Below are 9,686 nucleotides of genomic sequence, written 5' to 3' on the forward strand. Positions count from 1 at the left end.
GTCACGACCTCCCGGTCGAGGGGGCGGGTTCAGGTTCGGGTTCGGGTTCGTGTGCCGGACCGGCTGCCGGTGCGGCGGTGGCGACGGTGACGTCGACGTGGTCGACGAGGCCCTCGCGGCGGAAGAGCGAGCGGCTGACCCACCGCGGCAGCACACCGTCCGGGCAGTCGACGTCCGCGCCGTCACGCAGCCGCACGCGCACCCGGTCGGTGTCGGCGAACGCCACCCGCACGGGGGTCTGGCAGTACGTGAAGGCCATCGAGCCCGCGGGGACCGGCAGGTCGCGGCGTCGTCCGCGCACGTCGAGGTACTGCAGCGTGCGCGGTTCGGTGAGCGCCTCCGCGTCGTCCGGGAGCACCGGGCGCAGCACCACCCGGCCGTCCCGCACCCGCAGCCCCATCTCCAGGGAACGGGCCAGGACCTCCTCCTTGACCTGCCCCGTCATCCCCGGCTGGCGGGCACCGTGCGCGGCGGGCGTGTGCGAGTACGGGTCGGTGGGGAAGGCGCCGTAGCCCGCCGGGTCGCGGCGGTAGCCCAGGCCGGCGCGCACGTCGCGGTAGACCTCGGCGAGCGCGGCCGCGGTCTCGTCCCGGGGCCGGCCGCCGTCGCGGTCGCCCGAGGGGCCGGAGCGGTCGATGTGGTCGACGAGCAGCTCGAGGACGGCGAGCTGCAGCTTGCTCACCATGTGCCAGTACACGCTGCCCAGGCCCTCGTAGGCGAAGAAGGACCCCGCCCGACCGGTGAACTCGTCGTGGCGGAAGACCTGCTCGAAGACGGTCAGCACGTCCTGCGCCCCCTGCTTGACGCGGGGCCCGAGGTCGGGGTGCTCCCGCAGCAGGTCCAGGGCCGCGGTGAGGTCGGCGGCGTTGCGTAGCCCGCCGGCGAAGTGGAACGCGCCCCGGCCGTCGCGCACGACGACGCTGCGGTCCCCGCTGGCGGCCAGCTCTCCTACCAGGGGCGCCGCCGCCACCTGCTCGTCGGTGAGCGTGTTGCGGGCCAGGAAGCCGGGCAGGTCGCGGTCGGGGTAGAGCAGGTAGCTGTGCTGGTCGGGTCGGTACAGCCGGCTACCCCTCAGCGCCCGCAGCAGCGCGAGCGCCTCGTCGGGGCCGAGCAGCCCGCTGCCGAGCACGGAGACCTGGCCCTCGAGCATCTCCGGCAGCCGGCGGACGTGCGCTCCGGCCTCGTCGCGGTGCAGCAGGTTGTAGGAGTGGAAGAGCCCGTCGGGACGGCGGTTGGCCCGCAGGGCCGTCTCGACGTACCGGCGCGCGAGGGCGAGCAGGCGCCGCACGGGCGCGGCGCCGAGCACCTCGGTGCCGGTGCGCACCTCGGCGTACACCCGCGCCCGGTAGTCCGACCCGGCCGCGCCGAGGGCGTCCAGGACCCGGTGGCGCCCCGCCGGGTCGAGCCCGGCCTGCACCGCGTCGACGTGCTCGGCGAGGACGTCGACGACCCTGTGCGCCAGCGTCGCGACGTCCTCGCGGACGACGACGTCGCCGACCAGCAGGTCGTCGAGCAGGGCGAGGAAGCGCAGCAGGTGCCCGAGGGTGACGACGGACAGGCCGCGGCCGACGAGGGCGTTGTTGGCGTCGTTCCACTCCGGGCGCTGGGTGTTCATCCAGATCCCGCCGTCCGGCACCAGGTTGACCAGCTTCGCCAGCAGGATGAGCAGCAGCTTCTCGCCGAGCCCGACCCGGACGAGGTCCCCTGCGGCGTCGTGCACGAGCCGCCCGTCCGCGCCCTCCTCGGTCTCCCGGGCCGCGACGACGGCGGCGTGAGCGACGTCGTAGGTGACCGTGGACTGCGGGTCGCGCAGCGTCTCGGCGTAGCCGGCCAGCCGGTAGGGCACGTCGGCGTACGGCAGCAGGGGGCGGTTGAGGGCCTCGCGGAGGCGCCCGGGGTGGTGCTGCTCGCTCGCCTCGAGCAGGCGGGCGAGGTAGATCACCTGGTGGTCGCTCCAGTAGCCGATGTTGGCCCAGGGGTCGTCGGGGTCGGGCACCTCCCAGTCGACGCCGTCGCGGGAGATCCGGTACGGGTTGTAGCCGTCGACCGTGGTGGCCGCGAGGAACACCGTGACCATCGAGGTGAGGTACTCGGGGAAGGACCGGGCGGTCGCCTCCCAGTTCTGGAAGATGTCGCGCCAGTTGCCCTGGTGGTCCAGCAGCGGCCGGCCGTGACCGTCGCGGACGGCGATGCGGAAGCGGTTCCACGGCCGGCTCGGGTCGCCGTGCCGGCGGCTGAGGGTGAGGGGCATGTACTCGGTGGCGAGCCGCTCGAGGTCCGGGTCGCCGTGCGCGCGCGCCGCGCGGACGAGCTCGGCGTGCGGCAGCCGGGCCGGCAGGCCGTCGAGGAGCCGGCGGCAGCGGCGTGCGGTGCGCGAGCTGCGCTGCTCGACGAAGCGCCGGACGTCGGCGGCGTCCAGGTCGTAGCCACCGGCGGGCACGCCGCCGCGCAGGACGTTGAACAGGACGTTGGCCGAGTGGTGCGCCGTCGCCTCCTCGTCGCCGCCGACCTGCAGGGAGTCGGCGCTCGCCAACCGGTCCTCCAGCTCGGCGCGTGTCCGGGCGACGTCGTCCGCGACCGCGCGCGCCGCGTCCGCGTGGTCCGCGAGCAGCTCACGCAGCCGGACCACCTGCGCCGCGTCCTGCTCGACGTCCGCGACGGTCAGCCAGCGCAGCGTCCCGCCGGGCGCGAGCTCCCGGGTCGTCGAGACGAGGTACGTCCCCCGCTCGCCGCGCACCTCCCGGTCCGCGGCCACCGGCTGCCCGCGGCGGAACGCGGTCACCTGCCGCGGACGCAGCACGTGCTCGACCCGGCCCAGGCCGACGTGCCAGGCGGTCGTGGCGAGCAGGCACTCGCTCGGTTCGGCGAGGTCGGTCAGCCGCGAGCTGAGGTGCACCAGGCCGAGACCGGTGACGGGGTCGACCTCGGTGCGCTTGTAGGCGTCCAGGAGCGGGCTGAGCCGGCGCTGGGTGTCGACGGTCACCCCCGCCGGGAGCAGGTTGACGAGACCGTCGAGGACGTCGAACCGGGCCGGGTGGTCGGCGGTGCACGTCAGCTCGACCTCGCGCACGAGGCCGAACCCGCTGCTCGCCGACCACGTGACGCGAGCGCGCAGCCCGAGGTCGGGTCGGTGCTCCTCGAAGACGACGGTGGTGCCCAGGGCGTCCTTGAGCAGGGCCCGACGCGCGACGCCCGCGTCGTCGGCTGCCGTGACGGGCTCCCAGAGCACCGGTTCGTCGTCCGCGGTGCGCACGCGCAGCAGCGTGAGGCCGCCGGATCGGCCGGCCGACTCGGTCACCGTGTCCTCGGTGTCGTACGGGAAGAGGGCGCGGTCGGCGTCGACGCGCCCCGCGGTGAGTCCTCCGGAGCTGGAGACGAAGCACCACACGTCGCTGGGCGAGGCCAGCGTCATGAGGAAGGGCTCCATCCGGTCGTAGCCGTCGATCCGGTAGAACCGTCGGCCGCGGTGGTCGACGAAGCCGCCCTGCGGGTCGCTCACGACTTGACCGCACCTTCCATGATCCCGCCGACGATCTGGCGTCCGAACAGGGTGAACACGGCGAGCAGCGGCACGGTCGCCATGACGATGCCGGCCATCTGGACGCCGTAGTCGGTGACGTAGGCCTCGGTCTGCAGCTGGCGCAGGGCGACCTGGACGGTGAAGCTGTCCGGGCGGTTGAGGACGATGAGCGGCCAGAAGAAGTCGTTCCAGGCGGTCATGAAGGAGAACAGGCCGAGCACGGCGGCGGCCGGGCGGATCGACGGCAGGACGATGCTCCAGAAGGTGCGGAAGGACCCGGCGCCGTCGACCTGCGCGGCCTGGATCAGCTCGTCGGGCACGCTGTTGTCGATGGCCGAGCGCATCCAGAAGACGCCGAAGGCGGTGACGAGACCGGGGACGACGAGCGCCTTGAGGTCGTTGACCCACCCGAGCTCGGTGATGAGCAGGAACTGGGGCACCACGCCGAGCTGGAGCGGCACCATCATCGTGCCGATGACGAGGACGAACAGGGCGCCCCGGAAGCGGAAGCGCATCTTCGCGAACGCGTAGCCGGCCAGGGCGGAGAAGAACACCTGCCCGGCGGCGATGCAGCTCGCGACGAGGAAGCTGTTGGCCAGCGCGCGTCCGAAAGGCACCCGCTCGAAGACGGCGGCGGCGTTGTCGAGGAAGCTCGGGCCGGGCAGCAGCGCCGGCGGCACGTCATTGACCGCGGCGGTGTCGTTCGAGGCCACGACGAGCATCCAGTAGAACGGGAAGACGGAGCCGAGCACGGTCAGGGCGAGGACGACGTAGGTGGCGCGGGCGGGACGTCGTCCGCGTCCTGCGCGGCGGCCGGCCGGCGCGGGCGCCGCGACCGCGGGTGGCGTGGTGACGGTGGTGGTCATCGGGTCACTCCGAGGCGATGCGCTGGGACAGGCGGTAGTTGACGATCGAGAGCACGAGGATGAGGACGAAGAGCGCCCAGGCGACCGCCGACGCGTAGCCGAAGTCGAAGTCGCGGAAGCCCTGCTCGTAGAGGAAGAGCGTCATCGTCTGGAACTGCCGGGACGCGCCGCCGCTGACGCCGGCCTGGCCGCCGAACACCAGCGGCTCGGCGAAGACCTGCAGCCCCCCGATGGTCGAGACGACGACGGTGAAGATGATCGTCGGTCGCAGCTGCGGCACGGTGACGTTCCAGAACCGGCGCACGGGGCCGCAGCCGTCGAGCTCGGCCACTTCGTAGAGGCTGCGCGGGATCGCCTGCATGGCGGCGAGGTAGATCAGCGCGTTGTAGCCCGTCCACCGCCACATCACCATGCTCGAGATGGCGACGTGGCTGCTGAGGCGGCCGGCCTGCCAGTCGACCGGGCCCACACCCACCGTGCCCAGCAGCCAGTTGACGAGGCCGAAGTCGCGGGCGAAGACGGAGCTGAAGATGATGCCGACCGCGATGACCGACGTGATGTTGGGGACCAGCACGGCCATCCGGAAGCCGGTCCTCCACCGCAGCAGGTGGTGGTTGAGGACCGCGGCGAGCACGAGGGCCACGACGAGCTGGGGGACCGTCGACAGCGCCCAGATCGAGAAGGTGTTGACCACCGAGTTCCAGAAGCGGGGGTCCGCGAAGAGCGTCGTGAAGTTGTCCAGCCCGATGTAGGTCTGCTCGCCGATCGGGTTCCAGTCGTGCAGGGAGACCCAGGCGGTGAACACGATCGGGAAGAAGCCGAAGACCGCGAAGACGGCGAAGAAGGGTGCGACGTACAGGTAGGCGGCGGACCGGCTGACGGCGTCGGCCGCGCGCCGTCGACGCGGCCGCGATGACGGCGCCGGGGGTGGCGCGGCCGCGGGGGCCGGCGCCTGCGAGACGGCGGACATGGACGCTCCTCGGGGCGGGGTGGTCGGGCGGCGGGTGGCGGCGGGTGGCGGCGGGGCCGGGGAGGGAGGTGACGGCACTCCCCGGCCCCGCGGCTCGGGACCGGTCGCGACGTCAGTCGACGGCGAGCCGGATCTGCTCGAGCGAGGAGTCCCACGCCTCGTCGGCGTCCTCCTGGCCCTTCTCGACGCGGTCGATGCCGTTGCCGAACTCGCGCATGATCGTCCGCTCGTCGGGCCCCTCGTACAGCGGCTTCAGGCTGAGGACGGAGTCGGTGTAGATCTGGCCGGTCGGCGCCCCGGAGAAGAAGTCGCTGGTCAGGGACTGCATCTCCTCGGTCTCGTAGACCTCGGGGGTCGACGGCAGGTTGCCGTTCTCCTGGAACACCTCGAACTGGGACTCCGGCGACAGGACCTCGGTGATCATCCGGTAGGCGCACTCGGGGTTCTCGGCACCCTGCGGGATCGTCAGCTGCGACCCGCCCCAGTTGCCTCCCGGCTCAGGCAGCGTGGTGACGTCCCACTTCCCGGCGGTGTCCGGGGCCTGTCCCTGGATGTAGCCGAGCATCCAGGACGGCGCGAGCTGGACGGCGTACGCCCCCTGCGCCATCGCCGTGTTCCACTCGGGCGAGAAGGCGGCGTAGTCACCGGACAGACCCGGCGCGCCGCCGCGGGTGGCGGCGTCGGTGGCGAGCTCCCAGGCCCGGGCGACCTGGTCGTTCTCCTCGTGGATCAGCTCCCCGTCCTCGGCGTAGAACTTCTCCTCGCCCTGGTTGACGACGGTCTGGAACAGGACGCCGGCGTCGTCCAGGAACGGCTGACCGGTGGTCGAGGTGTACTTCTCGCCGACGTCCAGGAACTCCTCCCACGAGGACCAGAGCCCCGCCACCTCGTCAGGGTCGGTCGGCAGGCCGGCGGCCGCGAAGAGGTCCGTCCGGTAGGCGAGCGCCAGGCCGCCGACGTCCGTCGGGATGCCGATGACCGTGCCGTCCGTCGCGACGCCGTGCTCCCAGCGCCAGTCGAGGTAGTCGCCGGCGAGGTCCTCGGCGCCCCAGCGGCGCAGGTCGTGGAACTCCTCGGGGGACGCCTTGAACCGCGCGGAGTAGGAGACCTCGACCACCGCGACGTCGGGGACGGCGTCGGAGACGAGCGCGGTGAGCAGCTGCTCGTGGTGGGGGTCGAACTCGCCGTTCTTGAACTCGACCGTCGCGCCGTTCTCCTCGGCCCAGGCCTCCATCTTCGGCTCGAGCCCGGTGGCCCCGAAGGCCCAGACGCTGAGGTCCGCGCCCTCCTCGCAGACGGCCTCGCCGGCGTCGGGAGCGGCGGCGTCACCGGTCTCCCCCGAGCCGCAGGCCGAGGCGGTCAGCACCACGGCGGTGAGGGGCACCGCCCACCTGAGGCGTCGCGGAGTGTTCATGATCGTCTCCTGTCTGCAAGCGCTTGCTGATCAAGTGCTGTCGATTCCCGGCGAGTCGTCGGGGGATGTGATCCGTCAACCTAGGAACGGCGCTAGAGTGCGTGCAAGCCCTTGCAGATTCCGTTACCGGACCGTGATACAGGACAATGAGGCCATGACGACGCACGACGACGCCGCGCGCGTGACGATCTTCGACGTGGCCAAGGAGGCCGGCGTCTCCTACTCGACGGTGTCGCGCGTCGTCAACGGCAGGCCGCACATCGCCGCCGAGACCAGGGCGCGCGTGGAGCGGGCGATGCGCAGCCTCGGCTACGTGGCCGACCTGCGGGCCCGCTCCCTGGCCGGGGGGCGCACGCAGATCCTCGGGCTCGTGCTCAACGACGTCGCCTCGAGCTACATGGCATCACTGGTCGCCGCCGTCGACACCTCGGTCGCGACCACCGGCTACGACCTCATGCTGTGCACGACGCACTCGCGCGCGGGACGGGTCGAGCGCTACCTGCGACAGCTCACCAGCGGCCTGGTGGACGGGCTGATCGTCCTCAACCCGCCGGAGCGCGACACCTACCTCGCGCCCCTGCGGGACAGGCGCTTCCCCCACGTCGTCGTCGACCACGACGGCCCGCGGATCGGCAGCAGCGTCGTGCGGCCGGCGAACTGGTCGGGTGCGCAGGAGGGCGTGCACCACCTCGTCGGCCTCGGCCACACCCGGATCGGCGTCGTCGGCGGTGACCCGCTGGCGGGTTCGGCCCAGGTCCGCCAGCGGGCGCAGGTCGCCGCCCTGGTCGAGGCCGGCCTCCCCACCGACGGCCTGGTCGAGACCGGCGGGTTCCTCGTCGAGGACGGTTACCGCGCCGGGCGCGCGCTCCTCGACCGCCCGGACCGGCCGACGGCGGTCGTCACCGGCAACGACCTCGCCGCCCTGGGGGTCATGGAGGCGGCCCGCTCGCTCGGCCTGGACGTCCCCGCGGACCTGTCCGTCGTCGGCTTCGACGACGTCATCGAGGCCCGTCTCACCCGACCCTCCCTGACCACCGTCCACCAGCCGTTCGACGCCCTGGGGGCGACCGCCACCAGCCTGCTGCTCGAGCTCGTCGCGCAGCCCGGCCTCCTGCCCCGCACCGTCGAGCTGCCGGCCGAGCTCGTCGTCCGCGGCAGCACCGCCCCGCCCGGCACGGCCTGAGCGGCGCACCCGAGGCGCGCCCGCCGCGGCCCGAGGACGAGGCGCCGCCGGCGGCTCAGGTGACGGCGTGGACGACGGCCCACCCGAGCGTCGCGGCCGCGACGGTGGCCACCACGCTGCCGCCCGCGCCCAGCACCGCGGCCCGCAGGTCCCCCTCCTCGGCGAGCCGCACCGTCTCCACGGCGAACGTGCTGAACGTGGTGAAGGCGCCCAGCAGGCCGGTGCCGACGAGGGCCACCACCTCCGACCCCACGAGGCCGGCCGCGTCGGCCGCCAGCAGCGCGCCGAGGAGCAGGCTGCCCAGCACGTTCACGACGACGGTGCCCCACGGGAAGGCGCTGTCGTGCCGTCGCTGCACGGCCCGGTCGAGGGCCCACCGCGCCGGGGCGCCGACCGCCGCACCGACGGCCACGAGCAGCGCCGTCACGGCGCCGTCCCCGACGGCAGCAGCAGCCGGGTGCCCCTCGCGCCGGCCCACGTCGCGCCCAGGCCCGCTGACAGGGTGAGCACCAGGTACAGCAGGGCCGTCCCCGCCTGGCCGCTCGCGAGCAGGCCCCGCAGCTGCTCCGCGAAGGCCGAGAACGTGGTGAAGCCCCCGAGGACACCGACGCCCGCGAACGGCCGCGCGTAGCGCGCGAGCCGGGGCCGCGTGGCCACGGCGGGGGTCGCCACCAGCACCAGCAGCGCGCCCAGGAGCGCCCCTCCGCCGACGTTGGCCAGCAGCGTCGCCCACGGCACGCCGGCACCGGTGGGCACCACCGCGTCCAGCGCCCACCGGGCGAGCGCGCCCAGGGCGCCTCCCGCGGCGACGACGGCCAGGACGTCGGCGGGGTGGCGGTCGGCCAGGTCCGCGGCGGTGACGTCGGGGTCGACCGGCGTGCCGCGGGGTGCGACGGGGTCGTCTCCGGGGGTGGGCACGGGCCCAGCGTAGGGAGCGGCTCGCCGCGGAGCGGTCAGGGCAGGAGCCGGTCGGCCTGGCGTGCCTGGACGGCCAGCAGCACGTCCAGGTCGTCGTCCGGGGCCACCCGGTTGCGCCTCGCCTGCCCGCACCGCTCGCACTCGTAGAGCACGATGTGCCCCTTCGCCCCCCGGTAGTCCGTCCCGACGGGTCGCAGCACCCCGTGGCAGTCGCACGCCCTGTCCCCCGGGACGTCGTCGACGTGCAGCGAGCACAGGCAGAACGGGCAGTGGTCGCGGATCGTGCCGTGCCGGATCGGGGCCACCGCCCGCCCGCAGGCGGCGCAGGTGAACCCGCTGTTCTCGGTCTTCCTCGGCACGGGTCCATTGTCGCGGACCACACCGACCCGGCCCAGTCCGGGAGCCGGCCGCAACAGCACGAGACCCCGTCCACACGCGGTGGACGGGGTCTCGCTGTCGGGTGGAGCTGAGGGGACTCGAACCCCTGACCCCCTCGTTGCGAACGAGGTGCGCTACCAGCTGCGCCACAGCCCCGTGGAGCGACGCAAGGCTAGCACCGGCGTCGCGAGCCGCCGAAATCGCCTCGCGCGACCGGCCGGCCGTCCACCCCGTTCACCGCGTCGACCCGGTCCACCCCGTTCACTCACCGGAGGCGCGGCGGCGGGCGAGGACGGCGTCCAGGTCCGGGACGACGCGTCGCGGCTCGGCGGGTGCGGCCGCGGGCGGCGACTGCGGGGCGCTCGCGCTCGCGGCCTGCGCGGCGGCCGGGGCGTGCGCGGCAGCCGGGGCCACGACGGTCTCGGCGGCCGGAGGCG

8 protein-coding genes and 1 tRNA gene are annotated in these 9,686 nt (G+C 73.7%); 1 reads left to right on the forward strand and 8 read right to left on the reverse strand.

What is annotated here, in order from left to right; translation table 11 throughout:
- Position 1 precedes the first annotated feature (1 nt).
- The 4 genes from ACYVQV_RS14060 to ACYVQV_RS14075 form a co-directional block, all read right to left on the reverse strand.
- A complete protein-coding gene (locus ACYVQV_RS14060) occupies positions 2 to 3,499 on the reverse strand; it encodes a hypothetical protein (protein ID WP_461023927.1) in 3,498 nt (1,165 codons plus the stop codon).
- Positions 3,496 to 4,386 carry a carbohydrate ABC transporter permease gene (locus ACYVQV_RS14065; protein ID WP_461023928.1) on the reverse strand — a complete coding sequence of 297 codons (891 nt, stop codon included), beginning with the start codon at positions 4,384 to 4,386 and terminating at the stop codon, positions 3,496 to 3,498. Before ACYVQV_RS14065 ends, ACYVQV_RS14060 begins: the two co-directional genes overlap by 4 nt.
- Before the next feature lie 4 nt (positions 4,387 to 4,390).
- Positions 4,391 to 5,356 (reverse strand): carbohydrate ABC transporter permease, encoded by a 966-nt coding sequence (locus ACYVQV_RS14070; RefSeq protein WP_461023929.1) that lies wholly within the window; start codon positions 5,354 to 5,356, stop codon positions 4,391 to 4,393.
- Positions 5,357 to 5,468: 112 nt separating this feature from the next.
- Entirely contained in the window at positions 5,469 to 6,770 is a 1,302-nt protein-coding gene (locus tag ACYVQV_RS14075; RefSeq protein ID WP_461023930.1) for an ABC transporter substrate-binding protein, read from the reverse strand.
- 154 nt (positions 6,771 to 6,924) lie between these two features.
- On the opposite strand from ACYVQV_RS14075, the gene ACYVQV_RS14080 reads away from it, so the two are divergent.
- On the forward strand, positions 6,925 to 7,953 hold the full coding sequence (locus tag ACYVQV_RS14080) for a LacI family DNA-binding transcriptional regulator (RefSeq protein ID WP_461023931.1): 1,029 nt from the start codon (positions 6,925 to 6,927) through the stop codon (positions 7,951 to 7,953).
- 55 nt (positions 7,954 to 8,008) lie between these two features.
- Here the strand turns inward: ACYVQV_RS14080 and crcB are convergent, their stop codons facing one another.
- The 4 genes from crcB to ACYVQV_RS14100 form a co-directional block, all read right to left on the reverse strand.
- Positions 8,009 to 8,380, reverse strand: a complete 372-nt coding sequence (gene crcB, locus ACYVQV_RS14085) for a fluoride efflux transporter CrcB (RefSeq protein ID WP_461023932.1) — start codon at positions 8,378 to 8,380, stop codon at positions 8,009 to 8,011.
- Positions 8,377 to 8,871 carry a fluoride efflux transporter FluC gene (locus ACYVQV_RS14090; protein ID WP_461023933.1) on the reverse strand — a complete coding sequence of 165 codons (495 nt, stop codon included), beginning with the start codon at positions 8,869 to 8,871 and terminating at the stop codon, positions 8,377 to 8,379. Before ACYVQV_RS14090 ends, crcB begins: the two co-directional genes overlap by 4 nt.
- Positions 8,872 to 8,906: 35 nt before the next feature.
- Positions 8,907 to 9,230: an RNHCP domain-containing protein gene (locus tag ACYVQV_RS14095; RefSeq protein ID WP_461023934.1), complete on the reverse strand. Its 324-nt coding sequence runs from the start codon at positions 9,228 to 9,230 to the stop codon at positions 8,907 to 8,909.
- Positions 9,231 to 9,332: 102 nt separating this feature from the next.
- Positions 9,333 to 9,405 (reverse strand) — tRNA-Ala (locus ACYVQV_RS14100).
- Between the last annotated feature and the right edge of the window lie 281 nt (positions 9,406 to 9,686).

This window comes from Thalassiella azotivora (assembly GCF_054781695.1).